Source organism: Chryseobacterium aahli (assembly GCF_022699665.1).
Lineage (GTDB): Bacteria > Bacteroidota > Bacteroidia > Flavobacteriales > Weeksellaceae > Chryseobacterium > Chryseobacterium aahli.
This window is the reverse complement of record NZ_JALDNB010000004.1, coordinates 210,104-235,857: the sequence shown is the minus strand read 5'-3', so window position 1 is coordinate 235,857 and position 25,754 is coordinate 210,104. Positions and strand designations below refer to the sequence as shown.

The following is a 25,754-nucleotide window of genomic DNA, read 5'->3' as shown; positions in this document are numbered from 1 at the left end:
CTATTTTTAGGTGGTGCAAATATAGGACTGATATTTAAACCACGCAAGTTTTTTAATTAATTTTTTAAATAAAATTAAAATTTATTGGTAATGATTTTAAAGATGTCTGCTCCGAAAATCAGTAACATTAAGCCTAACAGGAAGATAACTCCAACCATCTGTGCGTTTTCCAATATCTTTTGTGGAACAGGTTTTCCGACAATCATCTCATATAATGTGAAAATAACGTGTCCACCATCCAATCCAGGGATAGGAATTAAGTTTAAGAACGCCAACCAAACAGAAAACATTGCTGTAAAACTCCAGAAAGCCGTCCAGTCGATAGAAACACTTCCGTCTTGAGCTTTGTCAACAGGCATGTTTTTGATGATTGCCAACGGTCCTCCAACTTTTTTGTAACCCTGAACCTTTTTGTTGAAGATTAATTTAAATTGTTTTACCTGATACGTTAAACTTTCAATACTTCTTGTAAAGCCTCTTCCGATTGACTGTCCGAAAGTAAAATGTTTTGTCTCATAGAATTTTTGCAGCTGCTTGTAAGAAGCCAATCCTAGTGTTCCTTCTTTTGATACTGATAAAACAAGCGGTTGAATTGCTCCGCCTCTTAATACATCTACTTTTAAATTTTTTCCTGCACTATTTTGGACAGTTTCTTTAAATTCATCATAATAAGAAATCTTCTTTCCATCTACAGAAACTACTTGGTCACCAACTTTCAACCCTGCTTGTAAAGTCTTAGGATTGTAAATAGAATCGATAATTGCAGGGAATCTTGGAGTAAGAAATGATTTAGGATTTTCGTCTCTGAAAGCCATTGCTTTACCGTCGTCGTTGGTTGGGAAGGTAACTTCTTTTCCGTTTCTTAAAACAGTGATTTCGTCGCTCAATAGAACGTCTAAAGCCAATTTATCAAGGTTATTTTGAGTTTTTCCGTCTACTTTTAAGATTTTATCTCCATCCTGAAAACCCATTCCTTTTGCAACGCTTGTATAGTTCATCGGAGCGTCTACTTTCGCAGTATCAAAAGATGTTTCACCATTAAAGAAAGAAAGACATCCGTAGATGATCCAAGCCAAGAAGAAGTTTACCGTAACTCCTCCAAGCATAATAATCAATCTCTGCCAAGCCGGTTTAGCTCTGAATTCCCAAGGCTGAGCAGGTTGCTTCAATTGTTCGGTATCCATACTTTCGTCAACCATTCCGGCGATTTTCACATAACCTCCGAAAGGAAGCCATCCGATACCATATTCGGTTTCACCAATTTTCTTTTTTGCTAAAGAAAACCACGGATCGAAGAATAGATAAAATTTTTCTACTTTGGTTTTGAAATATTTGGCGGGTAAGAAATGCCCAAGTTCGTGAAGAATTACTAAGATAGATATGCTTAATATAAATTGAAAGATCTTAATTGCTAATTCCATTAATTGTTTTTAGATTTTAATTTGCAAAGGTAACAATTATCAAAAGGATGCCAAACAAAAAAGCTCCTCGAAATGAGAAGCTTTGTCATATATTTTGTCACTGTTTTTAGAAATTGAAAGAAACACCAAGGCTTCCGTTGTTTCCCACTTCTGCGAAAACTCCGAATTTATCTGTGAAGAAATATCTTGCTCCAATGTGCGCTCCGATTCCGAAGTCTCTGCCAAGAACTCCCAAGTCAACGCCGGGATAAATATCCAATTGCTCCGGTAAATCCAAAGCTTCTTTCAAGTGGAAATTTACTCTCCCGAAAATAAAAACTCTGTTGTCTTCATTATTGTCTTTATAACCGTCAAAATAAGCATTGGCTCCAGCTCCAACGGATATAAGTTGATTCAAACCATAATCATAAGTAGCGGCAATCCCTGTTCCGTACCCCCAAGCATTTAAGCCTAAATTTACTTTCTGATCTCCTTTCCCCGTGTAGGCTTGTGCGCTCACTGTTGCTCCCGTAAGAACCAGCATCAGCATAAAAACCAATTTCTTCATAGATTTATTTTTAAATTATTACTAATGACAATTTGTAGCAAATATAAAACCGAAACGAATTAAAAACTGTAATTTTATACAAGTTTTGAAATAGAAATATGGAAATTATAGGATTGAATCAAGATATTGTCTGGAAAAACAAATCTGAAAACTTTAAATTAATTGAAAATCAGCTTCAAAATCAGGATGCAGATTTATTTCTCCTGCCTGAAATGTTTTCTACGGGTTTTTGTATGGATGCTGCTGAAGTTTCAGATAAAAATGAAGAATCTCTGGAGTTTTTAAAGAAAATTTCGAAAGCAAAAAATACTGCTTTCTGTGGAAGTGCTTCCGTTGAAGTTGAAGGGAAATTTTATAACAGAATGTATTTTGTAAAACCAGATTCTGAAGTTGTTTTTTACGATAAAAGACACTTGTTCTCTTTTTCGGGAGAAGATAAGGTATATACTCCCGGAAAGGAAAGAGTAATTTTAGAATATCTTGGAATTCGTTTTCTGTTGCAGGTTTGCTATGATTTGAGGTTTCCTGTTTTTGCAAGAAATAATGATGATTACGATGCGATTTTATACGTTGCCAACTGGCCGGAGAAAAGAGTTGATGCTTGGGAACATTTATTAAAAGCGAGAGCGATTGAAAATTTATCCTACGTTTTTGGTTTGAATAGAATTGGAACTGATGGTAATGATCTTTTCTATCAGGAAAGTTCGCACTGCTTTTTTGCCGACGGAAAAGAAATTGCTGAGAAAAAAGGAAATTTGGTTTTAGCAGAATTAAATTTGGAAGAGTTAAAGGATTTCAGAAATCATTTTCAGTTTTTGAATGATAGGGATGATTTTGAGATTACTGATTAGCATTATCTATATGTAGAAAATGTAAATATAGAACTCTCATCTAGCTATTCTAAGGTTGATTTAGGTTTTAAGAATATCGTATGATTAATTATAGTAAGGGAGTTAATTCGTTGCATTTTGTAGGTATTATTGATTTTTTTAAATAATATATTTCTTTTTAGTTGAAATGTTATAATTTTTTATATTTTTAAATTCTAATAACATAAACTCTATGACTAAAAAATTATTCTTGCTTATCTTTTGTTTCTTCAGCTTTGTTTTAAATGCACAAAAAGATAGTCGTTATGATGAAAATGATATTGCTGAATTCCAATTGGAAGATGGGTCATCGTTTAAAGCTTATATTATTGGCACTGTTACGAACACACTTAATGTTGGTCAGATTATTATTCATAACAGAATTTCTGGATTTAAATACGCGACTTTAGATGATCAAAAGAAAAAGGAAATAAGCGCGAAAGATGTGAAAAAAGTGATTTATTATAATGGTGGTGAAGTTTCACAGATTCAGGAAAAAATCAAAGTAAAAACGGTTGATAAAGACGCAAGTCTTTCAAATGAAACAGCTGAAACGTTTGAATATCTGTTGTATGATGGTAAAATTAAACTCTACAGTTCTAATGTTTTCGAGTGTCTGGATCTTACCAATTGTTATTACACCCACTCAAATTTCTATATTAAAAAACCGGATGATGCTTTTACGGTGTTGGCAGTAAAGACTAAAAGCCAGTTTAATACTAAAATGGGGTCATCTATTGAAAAAATTGTTCCTGCATTCAGAGCGATTGGAGGAAATTGCAGTTCATTTAGTCAGTATCTTGATGACTTCGATAAAAATATGATGAAGGACAAACAGCTGGACAAAACTTTACAAAAAGAATATCAGGAAATTTATAAAACAACCCTGAAGGAAGTGAAAAATGACAGGGAGCAACTTAGAAAGTTATTCCATATTGTGGCAGATAAGGTGCAAAGCCGACAAGCCGAAATTTATATGGGACTGATCAAAGAATATGAGAAAAACTGTCCTTAAAAAACGAATAGTTAAAGAGTGAAAAAACTTCCAAAGATTTTCGCTGATTTTTTTGCTACGAATGCAAGAATCTTTTTGATCTAAGATTCTTGTAAAATTTATTTTACTGAAATAGTAAATATCAAATTCGTGCATTGGTGGCTAATTCTTTCCAAAGATTTTAACCGCATTCATCTGTGAAATCCGAGGAATTTTCAGTCAACCTAAATATACTGCTCTAAAAGCTGTGTCAAACGATTCACATCATGCACACCGCTTTCTTTATACAGCAATTCTCCTTTTTTGAAAACTGCCAAAGTAGGAACGCCACGCACTCCATACTGAGAAGCAATTGCAGGATATTGATCAACATCAATTTTTACAATTCTTGCGCCTTCACCTACCTTTTCTTTCACAGTTGTTAAAACCGATGACTGTACTTTGCAAGGCTGACACCAAGTTGCGAAAAAGTCGATCAATACGGGTCTTTCTGATTCTATAAGTTCCTGAAATTTTTGTGACATAATGATTTAATTTAATCTATTGCTTTAAATTCTGAATGGCTTTAATATTATCTAAAGTCTTGCCATCATACACTTCAACGCCGTTCTTTTTTAACATTTCTACGGCTTCGTCTGCCTGAATTCCTTTGTTGCAAAAAACGACAACCTTTTTGCCTTTCAATGACTCTGCTTTGTTCTGAATTTCGGCTAAAGGAATATTAATGGCGTCTTTTGCAGTTTCTTCTGCGTACTGCTCCGGAATTCTTACGTCAACCAAAATGGTTTCAGAATTTTTCACCAATTCTTTAATATCAGTTTTATGTACATTTTGTTGTATAGATGCCGTTTTGCAGGCATTCAGTGAAAAAAATGCAGCAAGAATAATTCCAAATAGAAATATTTTCATTTAAAGAGTTTTAGACTGACAAACAAAATCCGAAGTCGGCAATTTTTCTGTTTTTTTAATTCCGTTGAAACCACCTTCGATTTCGGTGAAATTTCTGATTCCGTGAGAGTTAAGGATGCTTGCTGCAATCATGCTTCTATAACCTCCAGCGCAATGCAAGAAGAAATGTTCAGAATCATCGATTGTAGAAACCCAATCGCTGATGTTGTCTAATGGCTTGCTGTACGCATTGTCAATATGTTCAGCAGAATATTCTCCGATTTTTCTTACGTCAATGATTTTTGAATTTTCATTAAATTTTTCTGCAAATTCAATAGGAGAAATCCTTTTCACTTCATCAATTTCTTTTGTAGAATTTTTCCATGAATTGAAACCACCTTTTAAATATCCTAAAACATTGTCAAAACCGACCCTGCTTAATCTCGTAATCACTTCCTCTTCGGTTCCTTCGTCTGCAACCAAAAGCAAAGGATGTTTTACGTCAACAATTAAACTTCCAACCCATGGTGCGAAATCTCCTTTCAAACCAATATTAATAGAGTTTGGGATAAATCCTTTGTGGAATTCCCCGGCACCTCTCGTATCTAAAATTAAAGCTCCGGTTTCTTCGGCAAAACTTTCAAAATCTTCTACAGCAATTGGGCTTAAGCCTTTTGTCATTACATCGTCAAGGCTGTCGTAACCACCTTTGTTCATCGCAACATTCATCCCGAAATATTTAGGTGGAGCCGTCAGTCCGTCTAGAACTTCTTTGATGAATGACTCTTTATCTGGCTGATTCAGAGCGTAATTAGTTTTTCTTTGATTTCCTAAAATATCTACAGTTTCTTTCTGCATGTTTTTTCCGCAAGCTGAGCCAGCGCCATGTGCCGGATAAACGGTAATGCTGTCATCCAAAGGCAAGATTTTACTGTGAAGGCTTTCGTACAAAATTCCGGCAAGATCTTCCTGCGTCATGCTTCCTGCTTTTTGGGCAAGATCTGGACGTCCTACATCACCTAAAAATAAAGTGTCACCTGTGAAAATTGCAGTTTCAACACCGTTTTCGTCAATCAGAAGGTAAGTTGTACTTTCCATGGTATGACCGGGAGTGTGAAGTGCTTTTATTTTGATATTTCCGATTTCGAAAATCTGATTGTCTTCAGCAATGATTGCGTCAAAATCTGGTTCTGCAGTCGGTCCGTAAACAATCGGTGCATCTGTTTTTTTACTTAAATCTAAATGTCCTGAAACAAAATCTGCGTGAAAATGAGTTTCAAATATATATTTTAAGGTAACGTTGTCTTTTTCAAGGCGGTCAAGATAAGGTTTTACTTCTCTCAGCGGGTCTATAATTGCGGCTTCATTTTCTGATACGATATAGTATGCGCCTTGTGCTAAACAGCCTGTATATATTTGCTCGACTTTCATCTTGGGATTGAGAATTTTTTTTGTTCTTTAATCTACAAAAATCGTATTTTATTTTTTAAAACCTGCTAAAATAAAATATCTGTTATGATAGAATAAATCTATAAAGTTTTATTTAGTCTAAATTGTAAAATAATTGATAGTGAATTTCATCAAGCTCTTTAGAAATTTTATTATCATTTTTAAATTGAAAGTAGGCTTTTTTATTTGCGTTGCCTTCAGGGTAATTAATTACTCCTAGATACTTGTCATAAATATAATTTTTGATTTGTTTATTATCAGAGATTATTGTCATATCCTCAAAATACTTTTGTGTTTCGGGAGTTATTTTCCAGTCATTTTTATGCATTCTGTAAAATTCTAACATCTTTTCAGTTGCGTACACTTCAGATTCAATTTGCATATCATTAAATCCGGTGAGAACATCTTTTATATCTGAATTCTTTTTTAGCCACTCTATTTTTGCTTCTGCAGCAGCAATTGTTGCCTTATTTATCATAGAATCTCTTTTGACAATAGGAGAAAGTTGAATGTCTGGCGCATCGTTTACAGGTAATGTCTTTACTGATGCAATATTCAAAACATCAAAGTAATTTTCTGTTTTCTGTCTCAAATCAACCAGTTGTTCGTTGGTCATGTCATCACTTGAAATTCTTATCTTAAATGTCCATCCTCCACTTTCGTAAATGGCAAGCAAAGAATTTTTTTCGACAGGTCTTATACCTTTAAAAAAATCTGACTCGACAACTGAGTTTTTGAATAATGAATAAATGTAATGTACATTGAGTTGATCATTAGAGAGACTTCCGAATAAAGGTTCCATATCAACACGTGATTCTGAGTTTTTGTTAATGGCAACCAAATAGCTGAAAAATTCATCTCTTAAAATCTGATTGCTTATTTTCTTTTTCGGATAAATATAAACCGTTAATACTGTTCTGCTCCTTTTAGATTGTTGTTGTACGTAGCTGATTGCCATGTTTTGATTCTTAGAATCAAAGGTGCGTACGACCTCTCTCTGAAAACCTGCCCAAATTTTTGGAAAAACAGTTTTTGTCGCCTGATGGGTAAAGTCTTCTTTTATTTTCAAATCAACAGGTTTTTGATTCTGCTGACAAAAAGCAGTAAATGATATAAGATAAAAGAGAAAAAGAGAAAATTTTCTAAACATGTGAATTTATTTAGTTTGATAAATTGCGTTTTATTCTTGAGTTGGTAATGTGTTTGCGAAATTAAATTTATTTTAATGAAAAAATGCAAAAATTAATGTGATTAAATAAAAGAGATTATTAAAACTTTTCTAAAAAACTTTATCTTTAGATGTTAAAAATATCAAATGGCAGACAAAACAAAATTTATTGACGAACTTTCGACAAGATATACTCCAAAAGGAGAACATATAATTCTGGGAAAAGGAATGCTAGACGGCGATGTTGTCACAGAGGTCAATGTCACGATTCCTTTAAAAACTATTAACCGTCACGGTCTGATTGCCGGAGCCACCGGAACCGGAAAAACAAAAACACTTCAGGTTTTCGCTGAGCAGCTTTCTCATGCGGGAATTCCGTCTTTGGTTTTAGACATCAAAGGTGATTTTTCAGGAATTGCCGAGTCCGGACAAATGAATTCCATCATTGAAGAACGCTATGCAAAAACACAGCTTCCTTACAATCCGCAGGCCTTTCCGGTTGAATTGATGAGTATTTCCGGTGGAAAAGGGGTGAAGTTAAGAGCTACTGTTACAGAATTCGGACCTGTTTTATTAAGTAAAATTTTAGAACTCAATGATACGCAGCAAAGCATTATGTCAATCGTTTTCAAATATTGCGACGACAAAGGTTTGCCTTTAATTGATTTAAATGATTTAAAGAAAGTCCTGCAATATGTGACGGATAACCCTCAAGGTAAAGCTGAATTATCAGCCAATTACGGATCGATCGCATCCGCTTCTTTGGGTACTATTTTAAGATCTATTGTTGCTTTAGAGCAGCAAGGAGCCGCAGATTTCTTTGGAGAGTTAAGTTTTGATGTTCACGATTTGCTTGAAACAAGAGATGGAAAAGGTGTTGTCAATATTTTGAGAGTTGCTGATATTCAGAATAAACCGCAGTTATTTTCAACATTTATGCTTTCGCTTTTTGCTGAAATTTACATGACGTTTCCGGAAGAAGGCGACAGCGGAAAACCAAAATTGGTTCTTTTCATCGATGAAGCACACTTAATCTTTGACGAGGCTTCAAAAGCTTTGGCTTCTCAGATCGAAACAATGGTAAAATTGATCCGTTCAAAAGGTGTGGGAATTTATTTTATTACTCAAATTCCTGGCGATGTTCCGGAAAATGTGCTTTCTCAATTAGGTTTAAAAATTCAGCATGCGCTAAGAGGTTTTACCGCAAAAGATAAAAAAGAAATTTCTAAAGCCGTAGAAAATTATCCCACAACAGAGTTTTATAACGCCTCTGAGTTAATTCAGAATTTAGGAATTGGTGAAGCCTTTATCACCGCTTTGGACGAAAAAGGAATTCCAACACCATTGGTTCATACATATCTGATTTCTCCGGAATCCAGAATGGATGTTTTGAATGATGCAGAAGTTTCAGAATTAATTTCAAAGTCTGCATTGGTTTCAAAATACGAAAAGCCAGTTGACAGCGAGTCAGCGTATGAGATTTTAGTTAATAGAATGGAGCAGGCAGTTGAAAATTCAGCTCCTACACAAAAAACTAAACCTGTAAAAGAAGAACCGGGAATGTTTGAACAGGTTCTAAAAAGCAGAGCCGGTAGAACTTTTGCCAATACTCTGATGCGTGAAGGAGCAAAAGCGATTTTGGGCATGTTCGGTTTAGGCGGAAGAAAAAGATAGGCGTCTATCTTTTGCAGTTTTTAACGTATTTTGATTATTTTAGCAGAATTCCATAGGTGCTGAGATTTTTAAGGTTCAGTTTTTGATAGAAATTCTAAGTTAGATAAGAAATAAATGTATTCGATTATAGATATAGAAAGCAATGGTGCAGGGTTCAGGAAAGAATGCATTATCGATATCGCCATTTTTAGATATGATGGTCATAAAATTGTCGACCAATTTATTTCCCTTGTCAATCCTGAAAGTGACATCACGCCTTTTGTTCAGAAATTGACCAATATTAGCCCGAAAATGGTTAAAACCGCTCCGAAATTTCATGAATTGGCAAAAAGAGTCGTTGAAATTACAGAAGGCACAACGTTAGTAGGGCACAACATCGATTTCGATTACAGAATGCTTCGTCAATCGTTTCAACGCCTTGGTTATGATTTCAAAATCAACACTTTAGATACAATTCCTTTAGCAAAAAAACTGATTCCTGATGAGGTAAGTTATTCATTGGGAAAATTGGTAAGATCGCTCGGCATTCCTTTAGTCAACGCGCATCGTGCAGAAGGTGACGCAAGAGCAACTTTAGAATTGTTTAAATTGTTGGTTTCAAAAGATACCGAAAACGAGATTATTCAGGAGCAGCACGAAGAGACGAATGCTAAGACTTATATCAACAAAATCAAATTGTTAACTCAAGATTTGCCGAGCGAAAAAGGTTTTGTTTATTTCCAGAATGAATCTGGGAAGATTATTCTTTCCGAGTATGTTCAGGATATCAATAAGTTTTCAAAAAAGCTTTTCAATTCTAAATCGAAAAAATTTGAAGAAATTCAGCGTGATGTTGAGCAGATCAATTTTGAATTAACGGGAACTGATATCATTGCCAAGCTGATTTTAAATTCAAAAAACATCAAAAAGAGAGAGTCTTTGCCTTTTGGTTTGTATTTTAGAAACAATAAATATGTTGCTGAAAAAAATACATTGAATAAAACTGAAAAGCCAATTCTGAAATTTAAAGCTTTTACTCAAGGGTCTAAGGCAGTTCAGTTTATCAGTAAAATTGATGAATATAAAGATGTTGAAGTTTTTAAGAAGAAGATTGATTTCAGAAAAAGAAACGAACTATGGTTGGGAAGTGGTAGAAAATTAGGAGAAAAATTGTTTTTAATCATAGAAAACGGAAAAGCAGTTTCTTATGGTTTCTATGAATTGTTTACCCAAATTCAGACTTTAAGTAAAATCTCAAAATTAAAAATCGATTTGCCTATGTCTGCATCAGATCTTACCAATGACTTGCAATTGGCTTTGATTAAAGGTGATTTTGAGACGTTGCCGTTACCGAAATAAGAGAACAATTTACAATCAAATGTATTTTTATTAAGAAGAAAATCCATTTCAAATTCAATTTCTCAAAATAAATAGTATTTTTGCAAAAGAATAAAAATAAGCAATGCAAAATTTTAAACAAAAACAAACCGGAAAAAAGGGAGCTGTAAAGTTTTCAAAGGTTTGGAATACCTAAAAGAGTTGTGTTGCATAAAAAATAATTATTGTGGCAGACTCTTTTCGAAGAATCTGCCTTTTTTTATGTAAAATTTAAAATATGAATCCAAAAGAATTATTAAAGATTGCCCAAGAATTTGGCACACCAGTGTATGTTTACGATGCTGAATCGATCAAAACTCAATACGAAAAACTTACATCTTCTTTTTTAAAACACACCAAGTTCTTTTATGCTGCAAAGGCTTTAACGAACATCAATATTTTAAAATACATAAAGAACCTCGGCGCTTCTTTGGATTGCGTTTCGATTAGTGAAGTGAAATTAGGTTTAAAAGCCGGTTTTCCTAAAGAAAAAATACTGTTTACTCCCAATTGTGTTGACTTAGCTGAAATAGAAGAAGCAATGATGCACGGTGTTCATATTAATATCGATAATATCTCAATTCTTGAGCAATTCGGGAACAAATACGCAAATACATATCCTATTTTTGTAAGAATCAATCCACATATTTATGCTGGCGGAAACCATAAAATTTCCACAGGACATATCGATTCAAAATTTGGAATTTCTATTCATCAGATGCGTCACATCGAACGTGTGATGAAAAGCACCAACTTGAATGTAGAAGGTCTTCACATGCATACAGGAAGCGAAATTAAAGATCCTGAAGTATTTTTGCAGGCTCTTGAAATTATGCTTGAATTATCTGAACATTTCCCGAACTTGAAATATTTGGATATGGGAAGCGGTTTCAAAATTCCTTATCAGGAAAGCGATATGGAAACAGATGTGAAAGCCTTAGGTAAAAAAGTTGAGAAAGCGATTTCAGATTTTTCTAAAGAAACAGGTAAGAAATTTGAACTTTGGTTCGAACCTGGGAAATTTTTGGTTGGAAAATGTGGATATTTATTGGTGAAAGCGAATGTTATCAAGCAAACTACGGCAACCGTTTTTGTTGGGGTTAATTCAGGATTTAATCATTTGATCCGTCCGATGTTTTATGATTCTTACCATACCATTGAGAATTTGTCAAACCCAAAAGGTGCTGAAAGAATTTATACCGTAGTTGGAAACATCTGTGAAACTGATACTTTTGCTTGGGACAGAAAATTAAATGAAGTAAGAGAAGGTGATGTTTTGGCTTTCCATACAGCCGGAGCTTACGGTTTTGAGATGAGTACAAATTTCAATTCAAGATTAAAACCTGCTGAAGTTCTTTTCTTAGACGGAAAGGCACATCTGATCAGAAAAAGAGATGAATTTGAAGATCTTTTGAGGAATCAGATTGAAGTTTTGTAAATTTCACTAAAAGGTGTATCTTTAAAATACCGAAAAATTACATCATGAAAAAATTACTTTCAGTTTTGGCTATTGCTGTTTTTACATTTTCTTTTTCTCAGACCAATGTTAGCGTAAAGTCTGATAAACAACAATTGGAAAAAGTGTATAACGGAGGTCAGGCAAAATTCAATAAAGATTTGCAAAATAATTTAGGACATACTGCAAATGCTTTTCAGGCGCTTGGAGATTTTAAATTAAATTTCAGTATTGATAAAGACGGAAAAATTTCTGATATCAAACTTTTCCCGCAACTCTTTGATCAGGCATTTGAAAGAGAAGTGAAAAGAGATGTATTGCGAATGAAAAAACATTTTGCCAATAATACCAATCAGAAAATTTCTGTTGCTCTGAATTTTTCCAGAGACTACATAGATTCCGGAAATAATGGTGCTCTATTGACGAATGACAATTACGCAACGTCTCAACAAAGCTTTTGCTCAACAAAATAATTTAAATTAAATAAAAATCATACTCCGCAAGAAATTGCGGAGTATTTTTTGCTCTATACGGAAAATAAGATGTTGAATAAATTTTGATCAATGCTTCTTTAAGAATCTTTTATTAACTAAATTTGATTGTTCGTTTATCATTCGAAATCATGAATAATCAATTGATTTCAGATTCTATTTTCTAAGTAGAAATTAATCTAAAAAAAATAGTAATTATGGCTAAAAATATTGCAGAGCAAATTGTTGAAATGCTCGAAAATGCCAATGTCAAAAGAATATACGCAGTAACTGGCGACAGTCTCAATCATTTAAATATCGCTGTGAAAAAAAGCAGCATCGAGTGGATTCATGTAAGGCACGAAGAAGTTGGAGCTTACGCTGCCGCCGCAGAAGCGGAACTGGATGGTTTTGCTGTATGTGCAGGAAGTTGCGGTCCCGGTCACGTCCATTTGATCAATGGAGTTTACGAAGCCCACAGATCGCATGTTCCGATGTTGGTAATTGCATCAACGATTCCAAGCAATGAGATGGGAATGGATTATTTTCAGGAAACGAATACCATAAAATTATTTGACGATTGCAGTTATTATAATCAAATGATTACAAGACCGGAACAGGTTCAGAGAACTTTGCAAACGGCGATTCAGCATGCGATTTCTAAAAAAGGTGTTGCCGTAATCGGACTTCCCGGTGATGTTTCCGAGCTTGATGCTGAAGAAGCGACAACTTCCAATCAGATATTCAGAACAAATCCTGTGATTCGTCCTTCAGATGAAGAATTAAATCATTTGGCAAATTTGATTAATGAAAGCAAAAAAGTAACGATTTATTGTGGCATCGGTGCCGAAAAATCGAACGTTGAGGTTGTGGAATTAGCGAAATTTTTAAAAGCTCCTATTGGATATTCTTTTAGAGGTAAAATGGCCATTCAGCCGAATAACCCAAATGAAGTAGGATTGACGGGACTTTTAGGATTACCTTCAGCTTATCATGCGATGCACGAAGCTGATCTTGTACTATTGTTGGGAACAGATTTCCCTTACGAGAAATTTATGCCTGTAAAAAATAAAATCGTTCAGATTGACGAAAGTTCTGAAAGATTGGGGAGAAGAGCAAAACTGGAGTTAGGTCTTACAGGTGATGTTAAAGAGACGATCAAAGCTTTACTTCCCTTATTAAAAGAAAAAACAGATATCAACTTTCTCAATCAGCAATTGGAATTTTACGAAAAAGTAAAAGAACACCAGTTGACTTATGTAAAAGAGTTCGGAAAAGAAGACGCTATTCAGCCAGAATATGTTGCACATACTTTAGATCAGATTGCGAAAAATGATGCAATTTTCACCGTTGATACAGGAATGTGCTGTGTTTGGGGAGCAAGATTTATTACAGGAACAGGCGAGCGTAAAATGTTGGGTTCTTTCAATCACGGATCGATGGCGAACGCAATGCCGATGGCAATCGGAGCTTCTTTGGCATATCCCGGAAGACAGGTGATTGCGATGTGTGGCGACGGCGGTTTGTCAATGCTTTTAGGCGATATGGCAACTATTTTTCAATATAAGCTTCCAATCAAACTGATTGTTTTCAACAACCGAAGTCTCGGTATGGTAAAACTGGAAATGGAAGTCGGCGGAATGCCGGATAACGAAACCGATATGATTAATCCGGATTTTGCGATGATTGCACAGGCGATGGGTTATCCTGGGAAAAATGTTCACAAACCGGAAGAAGTTGCAGGAGCTATTACCGAATGTTTAAATCATGACGGACCTTTTCTTCTCAATATTTTCACGAATCCAAATGCTTTGGCGTTGCCTCCCAAAATTAAATTTGAGCAGGTGATCGGAATGACAAAATCTATGGCGCAGCTTATGCTTGGCGGAAAGATGGAGGAAGCTTTAGACACTGTAAAAAGTAATTATAAACATATCAAGGAATTATTGTAATGAGTAGTACTTTGAAAAAATTCTATGTCATTGCGTGGGTATTTGGTCTTATATTTTACTTTTTAGATTACGTGATCAGAGCTGCTCCGGCGGTAATGATTCCGGAATTGGTCAATAATTTTAAAACTACCGAACTGAAACTGATCAGCATGGTAGGAACTTATTATTACACCTATTCTACCTGTAGTTTAATTGCGGGAATTGCTTTAGATAAATTTGGAGGTAAACGCTCTCTTTTTGCAGGTTGTCTGATTTTAGGATTAGGATGTTTATTTTTTTTAATTTCAAGCCAGACCGCCGGAATTACAGGAAGATTATTACAAGGAGCAGGTTGTGCTTTTGCGTTTCCCGGCTGTGTATATCTTGCCAGTAAAGGTTTTTCATCAAAATCTTTGGCAACAGCCATCGGAGCAACACAATGCATCGGAATGTTGGGTGGAACTGCGGGACAATTTTTAGTAGGACCTTGGGTGGAAGAAGGAATTAATATCAACAGTTTTTGGCTTTGGTCTGGAATTATCACCATTATTACAGCTGTTTTGCTCTACTTTTTTACTCCTAAAGATGATCAGTCTGATGAGCCCGAGGAAAAGCCGCATCAATCTGTTGGTTACTTAGAAACCTATAAAGTTGTTTTTAAAAACCCACAATCCTGGCTTTGCGGAATTATTTCAGGACTTCTTTTTGCGCCAACAACGATATTTGCAATGACCTGGGCAGTTGCTTTTTTCGAAAAAGATAAGCAGTTTCTTTTCCGTGATGCAACGATTACCAGTGCGATGGTTGCTTTTGGTTGGGCTTTTGGTTGCCCGTTACTAGGCTTTATTACCGATAAAATAGGTCGCAGAAAACCTGTTTTGGTTGGTGGAGCATTATTGATGATTTTAAGTTTTCTTCAAATGATTTACCTTCCGGATATGTATGCTGCAAAAATCAGTATGTTTATTTTTGGAGTAGGTTCGGGTGCAGCGATGATTCCGTATTCTGTGATTAAAGAAACCAATCCTGATTATGTAAAAGGAAGTGCTACGGGAGCAATCAACTTTATTACTTTTGGCGTTACCACTTTACTGAGTCCGGTTTTCAGCAGATGGTTTGGGAAAAGTTTAGATATTTCTGCGGGAAATTTACATTTTGAGCAATCCGTTTTATTCTGGGTTGCAGGAATTGTTTTGGCGATTTTAATTTCATTTTTACTGAAAGAAACCGGAAGCAAAGTCAAAAATCAAACGATAGCTGTTTAAATAATTTAAATACGACAATATTAATTAAACTTCGCACTCATGTGTGAAGTTTTTCTTTTTTATAAATTATCTAAGTTTTATCTTTGTTTTAAGAATTTAAAAATGAAAGCCATGAAAAATTTAATTTTATTATTAACCATTTTTGCTTTTAATATTTCTTTTGCACAGGATGATCTTGAGCAGAGAGATGATTCTTTCATTATAGAAAATAATAAAAACCTTTTAAAAATTGATATCAAGGAACCATTTCTACAGGTATCATTAAAAGACTGTAAAGATTTTAAAGCTGCAGGTTTTGAACGTGGTGTTACTTCTTATAAAGAACTTTTGAAAAAATATATGTTTACTTATTTGAATTCAGATTATTATACTTTAACAGGAGAGTTCACATTTACACTAACCATTGATGCTACCGGGAAAGTCATTGATGTGGAAGGCTCACCAAAAGTTGTAAATAGCGAAGTTTTCTTTGATGATATGCAGTATGTTGTAAGAAGAATCAAGAAAAGCTGGATTCCCGCAACCTGCAACAATCAACCTGTAAAATCTGAAATGAAACTTAAAATGAACTTTTCTTCGGTATCAGCGGATTTTTAATTTATGAAAAAATATATTTTACTTTTTTTCCTGTTTGTTGGTTTTATGACGTTCGCTCAGGAAACGCAAAACGAAAACAGAATATCGGCCAATGCAGAATTTCCAGGTGGAGATTCTGCTTTTTCCCAAGAATACCTGAAAATGATTCATGCCTACATCGACTTGGGAAAATATGCTGTAAATGGGCAGTTTGTTTTTATTTTTGATATAAATTCCAACGGGAAAATAAGTAATCTAGATGTTTTGCCAAAAGTGAAAAACAGCGAAATGTTCATTGAAGATATGCAGTTTGCAATCAAAAGAGTAAAGCAAAAATGGAAACCCGCAATGAAAGAAGGAATTCCTGTTGTTTCAAAAAAAGTTATTAAAATCAATTTTACTTCAGACCATTTTGATCATGATTAAAAAAATATTATTTTTATTAAGTACTGTAACTTCTGTTCTTCAGATAAATGCACAAGTTTTATACAATTATCCGAAGGGTCAGGACTTTTATGAAGGTGGGCGAAAAGGTCTTTTCGAAGATGTTCAGCAGGTTGTTGTAAAAAATAATATAAAACCGTGCGAAAAAACAGAAGCATTATTTATGAGATTTATTGTGTATCCGGACAGTAAAGTAAAATATGTTGCTGATGATGATACAAGTGCTGTTGAAAATAATAAGTGTTTGAAAAGTAAAGTGCTGGAAGTAATAAAACAGACTAATAATTGGAAGCCTGCCGAAATAGATGGAAAAAAAACACCGGCAATGTTTTGTGTCCTTTTTTCGGATGATTTGTTATTGAATAATAAGCCGGATGAAGAAGATTTCTCAAAACCGGTTTACATCTACAAAGATAAAGAAAGCGATATTTATGAAATTCAGAGAAAATTTTGCGAAATGTTTTGACGCAAACGGTTATCGTTCAAATGCAGATTATTCTTTCGTATTAAATTTTGATGTTGATACTAGTGGAGATGCTGGATTCTTTTACATAGAGAATCAATCAAATTTAGAAAAGTTCAACGAGATGGTCGTAAAATGTGCATCTAATACAAAAAAATCATATTGGAAACCAGGTTACTACAAGGGAGTGCCGGTAAAACAAGTTTTTAGAATGCCAATTAGATTTAATGCAAATTAATTGAATTTTTCTAAATCGACTATTTAAACTATAATTGCTTTTCTGACATTCTGTCACAATATTTTGTATCTTTGCAAATTCAACAAGTTTAAAATTTAATGTTTTTTTAGTTCAAATTTTTATTGAGCAGTTAGCTTTAAATTTTAAGCCTTAAACAGACTATAGTGCAAGAAAAATATATAGACGAAACAAAGCAGGGAGAGGCATTTGCAATTGCAGAGAAAACAGGTAATTCTAAAAAACTTTTTTTAGAAAGCTACGGCTGCCAAATGAATTTCTCTGATTCTGAAATTGTTGCCTCTATTTTGAATGATCAGGGTTACAACACCACACTAAAAGTTGAGGAAGCAGATTTGATTTTATTAAATACATGTTCCATTCGTGAAAAAGCTGAGCAGACCGTGAGAATGCGTCTTGCACAGTTCAAGAATCTTAAAAAAGAAAGACCCAATATGACCGTTGGTGTTTTAGGTTGTATGGCTGAGAGGCTCAAAACTAAGTTTTTAGAAGAAGAACAATTGGTCGACTTAGTTGTTGGTCCTGATGCTTATAGAGATTTACCCAATCTTTTAAAAGAAACCGAAGACGGAAGAGATGCCATCAACGTAATTTTATCCAAAGAAGAAACGTATGCAGATATTAATCCTGTTCGTTTAGGCGGAAATGGCGTGACCGCTTTTGTGACGATTACCCGTGGGTGCGACAACATGTGTACATTTTGTGTAGTTCCTTTTACGAGAGGAAGAGAAAGAAGCCGTGATCCGCATTCAATTTTAGAAGAATGTAAAGGTCTTTGGGAAAGTGGTTACAAGGAAATTACCCTTCTCGGGCAAAACGTTGATTCTTACCTTTGGTACGGAGGCGGTCCCAAAAAAGATTTTGCCAAAGCATCAGAAATGCAAAAAGCTACTGCAGTTGATTTCTCAAAACTTCTCGATTCTGTTGCTAAAGCTGTTCCTCAGATGAGAATCAGATTCTCTACATCGAATCCTCAGGATATGAGTCTTGATGTATTCAGAACGATGGCAAAACATGACAATATCTGTAATTACTGCCACTTGCCGGTTCAGAGCGGAAGCAACAGGATGTTGGAAGCCATGAACAGACAACATACCCGTGAAGAATATTTAGAATTAATAAGAAAAGCGAAAGAAATCGTTCCTGATATTTCTTTTTCACAAGACATGATCATCGGTTTCTGTGGCGAAACTGAAGAAGATCACCAAGATACCTTAAGTCTGATGAGAGAGGTAGAATTTGACTATGGTTATATGTTCTCTTACTCTGAAAGACCGGGAACGCCGGCTCACAAAAAAATGGAGGACAATATTCCGGCTGATGTTAAACAAAGACGTTTGGCAGAAGTAATTGCTTTGCAAGGTGAATTGTCTAGAAAAAGAATGGAAGGTTATGTTGGTAGAGTTCACAGCGTTTTGATTGAAGGAATCTCAAAGAAAAACAAAAACCAATGGAAAGGCAGAAACTCTCAAAATGCAGTTTGTGTTTTTGATATGCTGGAAGGTCAGAAATTGGGTGACATTGTGGATGTTTTTGTTCACGGTAATACGCAGGGCACGCTTTTAGGGGAAACGGTTAAGTAAATAATTTTTTATGGCAGCTTTATCCGCCCTCCGTTCCCGCTTTTTTGCTCGTCGTTCCTCCTCGCAAAAAGAGCTCCACTCAGGTCGGGCTGCAAATTGTGTTTTCAATACAAGATTTGAAGCTAAAAGTAAAGATTTACAAAAAATATGTTTATCATGATTGTCTCTAAAATTGATACAAATAAAGATATAAACAAGATTATATTAAATTTTAGAAGAAAACGTTATTAGAATTTTACATTATTATAAGCACAAATGAAAAATATATTTCTCATCATATTGTTAATACCTCTGCTGATTAATTGTCAGACAGAAAAAGCAGTTTCAAAATATCCAAGTCATGTAGGGAATATAGAATTTGATGAAAAGCTAGATGATCCTAATTTTAAAAGGTGTCTTGATGAGAAATATGTTTTTCAATACTATAATGATTCAAAAGGGTTTCAATATAAAAGTGAAAAAAGAGGAATCGAAAAAGAAATTCTGACACTAAATCTTCCAGAAAATAAAGAAGCAAATGGCTATATTACGATTCGTTTTGTAGTCAATTGTGAAGGGAAATCTGGAATGTTCAGAATGCAGCAGATAGATAATGAATACAAAGAATATACTTTCGACAAAAAATTATCAGATCAGTTACTTAATTTTACAAAAAAATTAAATGGCTGGATCCCTAAAGAAATTGAGGAAAAAAAAGTAGACTATTACCAGTATCTAACCTATAAAATTGAGAATGGAAAAGTTTCAGAAATATTACCTTAGTCTTTTAATTCTCGTAGTTTATTCTAATTTACAATCACAGGTAAATTGTAATGTCATGCAAAATGACGATTGCAAAAAGGCATGTGAGTTATTTAACTATTGGGGTGAATATCAAGGATTAATAGAATCCCAGGAAGGTTTTGATAAAGCAATTGAATTATGCCCGAATTTTGCTAATTCTTACATGGAAAAATCAGTTCCATATTTGAAAAGGGGAGATTTTATCAGCTGGAAAGCCCTAATTGACAAGGCAGTGAACCTTGATCCGGCAAAATATTTAGGATATCGTGGTTGGTGCAGGTACCAATTTCTAAGAGATTACAAAGGCGCAATTGCAGATATTGAGGCTTTAGAGAAAATTTATCCTACAGGATATTTAGGGTATTCTGCCAATGGCGATTACGAATTGCATATCGCTAAAGCGATTTGTTATTCGGCTTTAGGACAAAAAGATAAGGCGATTTCTATCATAGAAAATCAGTTGGCAAAAAAGGAACATAATGTTGGTTTGTTCGATTATTACCAATTGGGTGTAACTTATTTTGAACTCAGCAAATACGACAAAGCTTTAGAAAACTTCGAAAAACAAAGCAAACAGTACGATTTTGCCGAAAATATTTATTTTAAAAGTAAAGTTGCTAAGATAAGAAACAAAGATTATTTAGATTTAAAAAAGATGGCTTTAAAAAGCTACGATGAAGGTAAAACCATGAAAGATGGTTACACACATCATTTCAACAAAGTTTACAGAGCAGAAATAGAAGAACTGTAAATTTTAAAAATCTTTAATTTTTTTTAATCTTTAAATCAAGAAAATGGCAGACTTACAATCTATAAAAGCACGCTTTGGAATTATCGGAAATTTTCCGGCTCTAAATCGTGCCCTCGAAAAATCTATACAAGTTGCACCTACCGATATTTCCGTTTTGGTTATTGGGGAAAGTGGTGTGGGGAAAGAATTTATCCCAAAAATCATTCATTCAGAATCGAAAAGAAAACATCAGCCTTACATCGTTGTCAACTGTGGCGCAATTCCTGAAGGAACGATCGATTCAGAGCTTTTCGGACATGAAAAAGGTGCGTTTACAGGCGCTACAGCAACCCGAAAAGGATATTTTGAAGTGGCAGATGGTGGAACAATTTTCCTGGATGAGGTTGGTGAACTGCCTTTACAGACGCAGGTTCGTTTGTTGAGAGTTTTAGAAAGTGGTGAATTTATGAAAGTAGGTTCTTCGCAGGTTCAGAAAACCAATGTGAGAATAGTTGCGGCAACCAATGTCAATATGATGAAGGCGATTCAGGATAACAGATTCCGTGAAGATTTGTTTTATCGTTTGAATACCGTTCAAATTGATATGCCCGCTTTGAGAGAAAGAAAAGGTGATATTCACTTGCTTTTCAGAAAATTTGCGATTGATTTTGCGGAAAAATACAGAATGCCGGAATTGCAGCTCGAAGCTAGCGCCGTTCATTATATCGAAAATTATACTTTTCCGGGAAATGTGCGACAACTGAGAAATTTGGTAGAGCAAATGACGGTTGTAGAAACCGATAGGAGTGTAACTGTAGCAAAATTGACAGAATATATTCCTATGGATTCTCATTTGCCAATGGTGGTAAATCATCCCAATACGCAAAAACAGTCCGATTTTGGAAACGAAAGAGAAATCATGTATAAGATTCTCTTTGATATGAGAAATGATATTAATGATTTAAAATCCTTAACTTCGGAATTGATAAAAAACAGAGGTACATCAGACTTAAGCAATCAGGAAAAGAATTTGATCAATAGAATTTATACGCCTGAGCCACAGCAAAATGCAAGCCCGAACTCTTTGTTGTTTTTTGAAAATAATAATAACCAAAATGTTCAAACTCCGACGATTATTTCAAATTCTGAAGATCATTACGAAGATTTTGAAGACATTGAGGTGGAAGAAAACAGACCCGAATCTTTATCACTTCAGAACAATGAAAAAGATTTGATTATCAAAGCGTTAGAAAAACATAACGGAAGGAGAAACAGAGCCGCAGATGAGCTTGGTATTTCGCAGAGGACTTTATACAGAAAAATAAAACAATACAACTTAGAAGACTAAATCAATAAACATTAAATCAAAAAATTATGAACGTAAACTTTACCGCAAAACCAATCAATTTTAAATTAGGAGAATACCTGAGCAAAGGTTTTGAACTTTTGAAAAAAGATTTCGGAAATATTTTTGTAGCATTTTTATGCTGCCTTGTAATGGGGATTATTCCTTTCTGCGGAATGTTGGGAGCCGGAAATTTCTATCAGTATCTGAGAAAAGTAAACAGAGGTCAGCAGGCAAGTCCGAGTGATATTTTTAATTTCGATAAATTTATGCCTTACTTTATTGTACAGCTAATATTGATCGGAGGGATTTTATTGTTATATATTCCGTTTATTTTCCTAATGCCGGCTATAGCTTACACTCAGGGCGATGATCCGTCTCCGGTGCTTTCACTTATTATGATTCCTTATATGCTGATTATTTATGCAGCAATTTTATATTTTGTATTGAAAGGATTTTATATTCCGGCATTGATTTCTTTCAAAGATGTGACAGATATCAAATCTGCTTGGAATACTTCAAAAATTATGACCAAAGATAATTTACTGTCAATATTCTTGTTCTCACTAGTGGTAGGAATACTTTCTCAGATAGGCATTATTGCCTGTGGTATTGGTGTGCTTGCTACATTACCTTTTATGTATGTTGCAAACTATTTTGCTTATGAAGATGCAATGAGCCAGATTGAGCGTGATGAGATTTCAGAAATTGGAATCCAGGAAAAATATTAAGATTTAAAAAAGTTACAATGAGTCAGTTTAAAAACCTCTTTCTTTTAATAATTTGTGTCGGATTTTTAAATTCATGCTACACATTCAGCGGTTCGTCATTGAAAGATGAAAAAACAGTGCAGATCAATGAATTTCCAAACAACTCACCTTTGGTAAATCCTACTTTGTCTCAGCAGTTTTCAACAGATATTCAGAACAGGTTTTTACAGAGAACGACTCTTAAAGGAACAAAGCAAAATCCGGATATTTTAATTGAAGGTGAAATCACAGATTACACGATTACACCCACCACAATCAGTTCTACCACGCAAAATACGGCAGCAGGAGTTATTCAGGATTCACAAAATAAATTGACCATTACTGTAAAAGTGCATTATGAAAATAAAGTGCGTCCCGAGGCAAGTTTTGACAGAACCTATTCTGATGAAGCTGTTTTCAACAGCAGCTTGTCTCTGAATGCCATAGAAACATCTCAGGTGAAAATTGCGACAGACAGAATTATCAATAAAATATTTAACGACATCGTAGCGAATTGGTAAGATGATAAATACTAGAGTTTTAGAATTATTAAAAAATCCGAAAAATATTCAGTCAGAAGATCTCCATCTTTTGAAAGAGGAAATTAATTCTTTCCCCTATATTCAAAACATCAGAGCGCTGCATTTGTACGGTGTTCATTTGTATGACAAAGAAAATTATCAGAAAGCACTTTCTGCAACCGCTGCGTACACGACGGATAAAAAAATACTGTATCAGCTGATTAATGGTAAAATCCAAAAGATTAAGCCAGAAATTATTGCAGAAAAGCAGGAAGTAATTCCGGAAAAAACAATTGAAACTCCAGTTATAGAAACCGAAATTGTAGTAGAAAATGCAATTCCGGAAGAAGAAGTTTCGGTGAGAAAAGCTCCTAAAAGTTTTGCTGATCATGATTACGAAGCTGCTTCTGAAGGATTACTTGCAGATCAACCAGAAATAAAACATTTGGTTGTAAACGGTGAACGCAATAGAATTTTGTTTGATGGTGAAGAAAACTTTCTGGATGAAGATAATAATGAAACAATTGACCTTGAATCTACTCTAGAATCAGGTGTGATTGTAACTCATAAAACAGTTTCAAATCAAAATAATTTAGATGAATCTGCCAAAGAAGATGCAATTGTTGCAGAAGAATTAGCAGGAACTTTTTCTGAAACTGTGATTGATGAAACTCCCATTCCGGAAACTCAGATCGAAGAAATCACCGACAATGCTGAATTAAATTTAGAAGAAATTGTATCTAAATCTGATTTAAATAAAAACGAAGAAGTTGTAGAAGCTCCAAAGTCAGAAGTTATTATTAACCAAGATAAAATCGATTCAGAAAAAGTTACTGAAAAAGTCAATGATGAAAGCGAAGTAAGTTTCCAGAAAGTTGAATCTTTCCCAACGGAAAAGGAACTTTTAACTCAAGAAAATGTTGAATCTGATTTAAATAAATCTGAAGAAATTACAGAAGTTTTAAATCCGGAATTAATTATTGAAGAAGAAAAAATAGAATCTGAACAAGTTGCAGAAAAAATAAATGATGCGGCTGAATTAAGCTTCCACGCAACAGATTCTTTCCTTCCGGAAGTTAAAATCGAATCTAATAAAACTGCTGAGAATTTACAGTCTGTAACTCCAAAATCAAATATCAACAAGCATGAAGACGAAATGCGCCGTTTGATAGAAGAAGTGGAGAAAAGGATGAAAACAAATAAAGAAAATGCTCCGGAAAAAGCGCAAGTTGAAGAAGAGGAAATCAGCCACGATATCAGTTTTGCAGAAACTCAGGCATTTCATGTAGGCGAAGAGCAAAAAGTTGCTGAAGAAGTGGTGGTGAAAGCTGCTGAGTCAATCGTTGAAGAGAAATTAGAAGAAGAAACATCTCAGGATCATATTGAAACTACAGAAGAGGTTTTAGAAACAGAAAAAGAAGCCATTTCCGTATGGAAACCTATGACTTTTGAAACCGGCCGCCTGGATTCTGTATCGGATAAGTCTACTGAGGCTTCCCAACCAAAAGAAGAAGTTCAAAAAGCTGAAGAAGCTCCAAAACTCGAACCTATAGTAGAAATTCAAAAAGAAATTCCGGTTGAAGTTCAATCTATAGTTGTTGAATCTACTGAAGCCTCAAATGTTTCGAAAGAAATTGAAAACGAAGAAACTCAGGAAGAGCAAAATAATGACGCTCCGGTAATGAACGTTTCGTTCTTTGGATCTGGAATTGCAAGTTTAGGGCAGTCTTATAAATCTGATCAAAAAGAAAAGGCAGACGCTAAAGAATTGGAAGATAAAATAGCTCAGCAGAAAATTGACGACAGCAATGTTCCCGGATTTATCAATACATGGCAAAGCTGGTTGAAAATCGACCGTGCTGAAGAAACGCCAGTAGACAAAACGGAGATCAAAAATAAAGTCATTGAGTCATTCATCGAAAATAATCCGAAAATCAGCCAGTTAAAAGATGAGGTTAATTTCGTTGTAAAAGAAAAAACAGACGATATTTCCCACCTGATGACCGAGACTTTAGCGAATTTGTATATCGAACAAAAACTGTACTCAAAAGCGGTCAATGCCTTCTTAATTTTGTCGAATAAATTTCCGGACAGAAAAGAATATTTTGAAGAAAAAATTCAGGAAATAAAAGATAGCAGAAGTAAAAATTAAATTAAATAAAAAACGGCAGAAGTGAATTTCTGCCGCTTTTGCTTTTTATGTATTTGTAGTAAAACTTAAATCTTTCTTACTTTTCAATTTTCGCCAGGCTTTTCGGCCAAAAAATATAACGAGAATCAAAGTAATGACAGTGAAAATCGCTGCTATAAAAGGTGCTGCCATTGCTAAAATAGCCATAATTCCTGCACCGGCAGTTTCAGTAGTTCCCACAACTGAATTTCCTAGTCCGCCCGTCGTTGCGGTAGATGCTGCCCGAATTCCTGCAAAACCTGTACTTATTGTTGCAGCCGTTCCGCCACCAGCAATCAATGCCAAAGCCCACTGCGGAAACGTCCCCAGCTCGGTAAACTGGCTTGCAAATAATATGGAACCTGCCACCGTTGCCATCGGTATCGAAATAGTATCGAGTAAATGATCTATAAAAGGAATATAATACGCTAAAATTTCAGCAATCATTGCAATTCCTGTGGTGATTAATGCGGGTAAAGAGGAGATCCATTCAAAGCTTTCGCTCATAGGAATCCAATGGAAATAGGAAGCTAAACTTACCGCAAACATCGGTAAGAAAACTCTGAAACCTGAAGCTGCCGCCAAACCGATACCGATAAAAGCACTCAGGACATAAGGTAAATAGGGAACTTGATCTAACATTTTA

At 34.7% G+C, this 25,754-nt stretch carries 26 protein-coding genes; 19 read left to right on the top strand and 7 right to left on the bottom strand.

Translation table 11 applies throughout. From position 1 onward, the window contains the following. Positions 1-74: 74 nt before the first annotated feature. Positions 75-1,421 carry an RIP metalloprotease RseP gene (gene rseP / locus MQX03_RS09760; protein ID WP_242802773.1) on the bottom strand — a complete coding sequence of 449 codons (1,347 nt, stop codon included), beginning with the start codon at positions 1,419-1,421 and terminating at the stop codon, positions 75-77. Between the two features lie 106 nt (positions 1,422-1,527). Next, positions 1,528-1,968, bottom strand: a complete 441-nt coding sequence (locus MQX03_RS09755) for a DUF6646 family protein (RefSeq protein WP_129535643.1) — start codon at positions 1,966-1,968, stop codon at positions 1,528-1,530. Positions 1,969-2,066: 98 nt separating this feature from the next. On the opposite strand from MQX03_RS09755, the gene MQX03_RS09750 reads away from it, so the two are divergent. Together MQX03_RS09750 and MQX03_RS09745 are read left to right on the top strand one after the other, a co-directional pair. Next, the gene (locus MQX03_RS09750; RefSeq protein ID WP_242802771.1) at positions 2,067-2,819 is read left to right on the top strand and encodes a nitrilase-related carbon-nitrogen hydrolase; all 753 of its coding nucleotides are present in this window, start codon (positions 2,067-2,069) and stop codon (positions 2,817-2,819) included. A 211-nt stretch (positions 2,820-3,030) separates the two neighbouring features. After that, positions 3,031-3,852, top strand: coding sequence for a hypothetical protein (locus MQX03_RS09745; protein WP_242802769.1), 822 nt, complete (start codon positions 3,031-3,033; stop codon positions 3,850-3,852). A gap of 203 nt (positions 3,853-4,055) precedes the next feature. Here MQX03_RS09745 and MQX03_RS09740 read toward each other — a convergent pair whose 3' ends face one another. The 4 genes from MQX03_RS09740 to MQX03_RS09725 all read right to left on the bottom strand — a co-directional run bounded on the left by MQX03_RS09740 (position 4,056) and on the right by MQX03_RS09725 (position 7,318). Next, positions 4,056-4,355 carry a thioredoxin family protein gene (locus tag MQX03_RS09740; RefSeq protein WP_056027470.1) on the bottom strand — a complete coding sequence of 100 codons (300 nt, stop codon included), beginning with the start codon at positions 4,353-4,355 and terminating at the stop codon, positions 4,056-4,058. Positions 4,356-4,371: 16 nt separating this feature from the next. After that, positions 4,372-4,740: a rhodanese-like domain-containing protein gene (locus tag MQX03_RS09735; protein WP_242802767.1), complete on the bottom strand. Its 369-nt coding sequence runs from the start codon at positions 4,738-4,740 to the stop codon at positions 4,372-4,374. After that, positions 4,741-6,150, bottom strand: coding sequence for an MBL fold metallo-hydrolase (locus MQX03_RS09730; protein ID WP_242802765.1), 1,410 nt, complete (start codon positions 6,148-6,150; stop codon positions 4,741-4,743). It abuts the gene before it with no gap. Between the two features lie 112 nt (positions 6,151-6,262). After that, positions 6,263-7,318 (bottom strand): hypothetical protein, encoded by a 1,056-nt coding sequence (locus tag MQX03_RS09725; protein WP_242802764.1) that lies wholly within the window; start codon positions 7,316-7,318, stop codon positions 6,263-6,265. A 165-nt stretch (positions 7,319-7,483) separates the two neighbouring features. Here MQX03_RS09725 and MQX03_RS09720 point away from each other — a divergent pair, with 165 nt between their 5' ends. The 17 genes from MQX03_RS09720 (at position 7,484) to MQX03_RS09640 (ending at position 25,090) form a co-directional block, all read left to right on the top strand. Then, complete coding sequence (locus tag MQX03_RS09720) at positions 7,484-9,010, top strand: helicase HerA-like domain-containing protein (RefSeq protein ID WP_242802763.1); 1,527 nt, start codon at positions 7,484-7,486, stop codon at positions 9,008-9,010. A gap of 114 nt (positions 9,011-9,124) precedes the next feature. Further along, positions 9,125-10,348, top strand: a complete 1,224-nt coding sequence (locus MQX03_RS09715) for a 3'-5' exonuclease (protein ID WP_242802762.1) — start codon at positions 9,125-9,127, stop codon at positions 10,346-10,348. 256 nt (positions 10,349-10,604) lie between these two features. Continuing rightward, complete coding sequence (gene lysA, locus MQX03_RS09710) at positions 10,605-11,804, top strand: diaminopimelate decarboxylase (protein ID WP_242802761.1); 1,200 nt, start codon at positions 10,605-10,607, stop codon at positions 11,802-11,804. A 44-nt stretch (positions 11,805-11,848) separates the two neighbouring features. Then, positions 11,849-12,295 carry a hypothetical protein gene (locus tag MQX03_RS09705; protein ID WP_242802760.1) on the top strand — a complete coding sequence of 149 codons (447 nt, stop codon included), beginning with the start codon at positions 11,849-11,851 and terminating at the stop codon, positions 12,293-12,295. Between the two features lie 215 nt (positions 12,296-12,510). Beyond that, positions 12,511-14,244, top strand: coding sequence for a thiamine pyrophosphate-dependent enzyme (locus MQX03_RS09700; RefSeq protein WP_242802759.1), 1,734 nt, complete (start codon positions 12,511-12,513; stop codon positions 14,242-14,244). Next, positions 14,244-15,488, top strand: a complete 1,245-nt coding sequence (locus MQX03_RS09695; protein WP_242802758.1) for an MFS transporter — start codon at positions 14,244-14,246, stop codon at positions 15,486-15,488. The genes MQX03_RS09700 and MQX03_RS09695 overlap by 1 nt, the downstream gene beginning before the upstream one ends. 111 nt (positions 15,489-15,599) lie before the next feature. After that, positions 15,600-16,085: an energy transducer TonB gene (locus MQX03_RS09690; RefSeq protein WP_242802757.1), complete on the top strand. Its 486-nt coding sequence runs from the start codon at positions 15,600-15,602 to the stop codon at positions 16,083-16,085. A 3-nt stretch (positions 16,086-16,088) separates the two neighbouring features. Then, positions 16,089-16,490 (top strand): energy transducer TonB, encoded by a 402-nt coding sequence (locus MQX03_RS09685; protein ID WP_242802756.1) that lies wholly within the window; start codon positions 16,089-16,091, stop codon positions 16,488-16,490. After that, a complete protein-coding gene (locus tag MQX03_RS09680; protein ID WP_242802755.1) occupies positions 16,483-16,974 on the top strand; it encodes a hypothetical protein in 492 nt (163 codons plus the stop codon). The genes MQX03_RS09685 and MQX03_RS09680 overlap by 8 nt, the downstream gene beginning before the upstream one ends. Next, on the top strand, positions 16,940-17,209 hold the full coding sequence (locus MQX03_RS09675; RefSeq protein WP_242802754.1) for a hypothetical protein: 270 nt from the start codon (positions 16,940-16,942) through the stop codon (positions 17,207-17,209). The genes MQX03_RS09680 and MQX03_RS09675 overlap by 35 nt, the downstream gene beginning before the upstream one ends. Positions 17,210-17,373: 164 nt before the next feature. Then, on the top strand, positions 17,374-18,810 hold the full coding sequence (miaB, locus tag MQX03_RS09670) for a tRNA (N6-isopentenyl adenosine(37)-C2)-methylthiotransferase MiaB (protein ID WP_242802753.1): 1,437 nt from the start codon (positions 17,374-17,376) through the stop codon (positions 18,808-18,810). Between the two features lie 255 nt (positions 18,811-19,065). Then, complete coding sequence (locus MQX03_RS09665) at positions 19,066-19,572, top strand: hypothetical protein (RefSeq protein WP_242802752.1); 507 nt, start codon at positions 19,066-19,068, stop codon at positions 19,570-19,572. After that, entirely contained in the window at positions 19,544-20,344 is an 801-nt protein-coding gene (locus MQX03_RS09660) for a tetratricopeptide repeat protein (RefSeq protein ID WP_242802751.1), read from the top strand. Before MQX03_RS09665 ends, MQX03_RS09660 begins: the two co-directional genes overlap by 29 nt. 43 nt (positions 20,345-20,387) lie before the next feature. After that, positions 20,388-21,671, top strand: coding sequence for a sigma-54 interaction domain-containing protein (locus MQX03_RS09655; RefSeq protein ID WP_129535658.1), 1,284 nt, complete (start codon positions 20,388-20,390; stop codon positions 21,669-21,671). A gap of 26 nt (positions 21,672-21,697) precedes the next feature. After that, entirely contained in the window at positions 21,698-22,399 is a 702-nt protein-coding gene (locus MQX03_RS09650) for a hypothetical protein (protein ID WP_242802750.1), read from the top strand. A 17-nt stretch (positions 22,400-22,416) separates the two neighbouring features. Further along, positions 22,417-22,938 (top strand): LPS assembly lipoprotein LptE, encoded by a 522-nt coding sequence (gene lptE / locus MQX03_RS09645; RefSeq protein WP_242802749.1) that lies wholly within the window; start codon positions 22,417-22,419, stop codon positions 22,936-22,938. A 1-nt stretch (position 22,939) separates the two neighbouring features. Continuing rightward, positions 22,940-25,090 (top strand): hypothetical protein, encoded by a 2,151-nt coding sequence (locus MQX03_RS09640; RefSeq protein WP_242802748.1) that lies wholly within the window; start codon positions 22,940-22,942, stop codon positions 25,088-25,090. 45 nt (positions 25,091-25,135) lie between these two features. Here the strand turns inward: MQX03_RS09640 and MQX03_RS09635 are convergent, their stop codons facing one another. Then, entirely contained in the window at positions 25,136-25,750 is a 615-nt protein-coding gene (locus tag MQX03_RS09635; protein WP_242802747.1) for a DUF4126 domain-containing protein, read from the bottom strand. Between the last annotated feature and the right edge of the window lie 4 nt (positions 25,751-25,754).

What these genes read in the sequence shown, in the direction of transcription:
- MQX03_RS09665 (WP_242802752.1), top strand. Translation starts at nt 19,066, where the DNA reads ATGAAAAATATATTTCTCATCATATTGTTAATACCTCTGCTGATTAAT.
- MQX03_RS09740 (WP_056027470.1), bottom strand. Translation starts at nt 4,355, where the DNA reads ATGTCACAAAAATTTCAGGAACTTATAGAATCAGAAAGACCCGTATTG.
- MQX03_RS09720 (WP_242802763.1), top strand. Translation starts at nt 7,484, where the DNA reads ATGGCAGACAAAACAAAATTTATTGACGAACTTTCGACAAGATATACT.
- MQX03_RS09655 (WP_129535658.1), top strand. Translation starts at nt 20,388, where the DNA reads ATGGCAGACTTACAATCTATAAAAGCACGCTTTGGAATTATCGGAAAT.
- MQX03_RS09725 (WP_242802764.1), bottom strand. Translation starts at nt 7,318, where the DNA reads ATGTTTAGAAAATTTTCTCTTTTTCTCTTTTATCTTATATCATTTACT.
- MQX03_RS09695 (WP_242802758.1), top strand. Translation starts at nt 14,244, where the DNA reads ATGAGTAGTACTTTGAAAAAATTCTATGTCATTGCGTGGGTATTTGGT.
- lptE (WP_242802749.1), top strand. Translation starts at nt 22,417, where the DNA reads ATGAGTCAGTTTAAAAACCTCTTTCTTTTAATAATTTGTGTCGGATTT.
- MQX03_RS09675 (WP_242802754.1), top strand. Translation starts at nt 16,940, where the DNA reads ATGAAATTCAGAGAAAATTTTGCGAAATGTTTTGACGCAAACGGTTAT.
- MQX03_RS09745 (WP_242802769.1), top strand. Translation starts at nt 3,031, where the DNA reads ATGACTAAAAAATTATTCTTGCTTATCTTTTGTTTCTTCAGCTTTGTT.
- MQX03_RS09735 (WP_242802767.1), bottom strand. Translation starts at nt 4,740, where the DNA reads ATGAAAATATTTCTATTTGGAATTATTCTTGCTGCATTTTTTTCACTG.
- MQX03_RS09755 (WP_129535643.1), bottom strand. Translation starts at nt 1,968, where the DNA reads ATGAAGAAATTGGTTTTTATGCTGATGCTGGTTCTTACGGGAGCAACA.
- lysA (WP_242802761.1), top strand. Translation starts at nt 10,605, where the DNA reads ATGAATCCAAAAGAATTATTAAAGATTGCCCAAGAATTTGGCACACCA.
- MQX03_RS09685 (WP_242802756.1), top strand. Translation starts at nt 16,089, where the DNA reads ATGAAAAAATATATTTTACTTTTTTTCCTGTTTGTTGGTTTTATGACG.
- MQX03_RS09690 (WP_242802757.1), top strand. Translation starts at nt 15,600, where the DNA reads ATGAAAAATTTAATTTTATTATTAACCATTTTTGCTTTTAATATTTCT.
- MQX03_RS09650 (WP_242802750.1), top strand. Translation starts at nt 21,698, where the DNA reads ATGAACGTAAACTTTACCGCAAAACCAATCAATTTTAAATTAGGAGAA.
- MQX03_RS09700 (WP_242802759.1), top strand. Translation starts at nt 12,511, where the DNA reads ATGGCTAAAAATATTGCAGAGCAAATTGTTGAAATGCTCGAAAATGCC.
- MQX03_RS09660 (WP_242802751.1), top strand. Translation starts at nt 19,544, where the DNA reads ATGGAAAAGTTTCAGAAATATTACCTTAGTCTTTTAATTCTCGTAGTT.
- MQX03_RS09640 (WP_242802748.1), top strand. Translation starts at nt 22,940, where the DNA reads ATGATAAATACTAGAGTTTTAGAATTATTAAAAAATCCGAAAAATATT.
- MQX03_RS09730 (WP_242802765.1), bottom strand. Translation starts at nt 6,150, where the DNA reads ATGAAAGTCGAGCAAATATATACAGGCTGTTTAGCACAAGGCGCATAC.
- MQX03_RS09705 (WP_242802760.1), top strand. Translation starts at nt 11,849, where the DNA reads ATGAAAAAATTACTTTCAGTTTTGGCTATTGCTGTTTTTACATTTTCT.
- MQX03_RS09750 (WP_242802771.1), top strand. Translation starts at nt 2,067, where the DNA reads ATGGAAATTATAGGATTGAATCAAGATATTGTCTGGAAAAACAAATCT.
- MQX03_RS09635 (WP_242802747.1), bottom strand. Translation starts at nt 25,750, where the DNA reads ATGTTAGATCAAGTTCCCTATTTACCTTATGTCCTGAGTGCTTTTATC.
- MQX03_RS09715 (WP_242802762.1), top strand. Translation starts at nt 9,125, where the DNA reads ATGTATTCGATTATAGATATAGAAAGCAATGGTGCAGGGTTCAGGAAA.
- rseP (WP_242802773.1), bottom strand. Translation starts at nt 1,421, where the DNA reads ATGGAATTAGCAATTAAGATCTTTCAATTTATATTAAGCATATCTATC.
- MQX03_RS09680 (WP_242802755.1), top strand. Translation starts at nt 16,483, where the DNA reads ATGATTAAAAAAATATTATTTTTATTAAGTACTGTAACTTCTGTTCTT.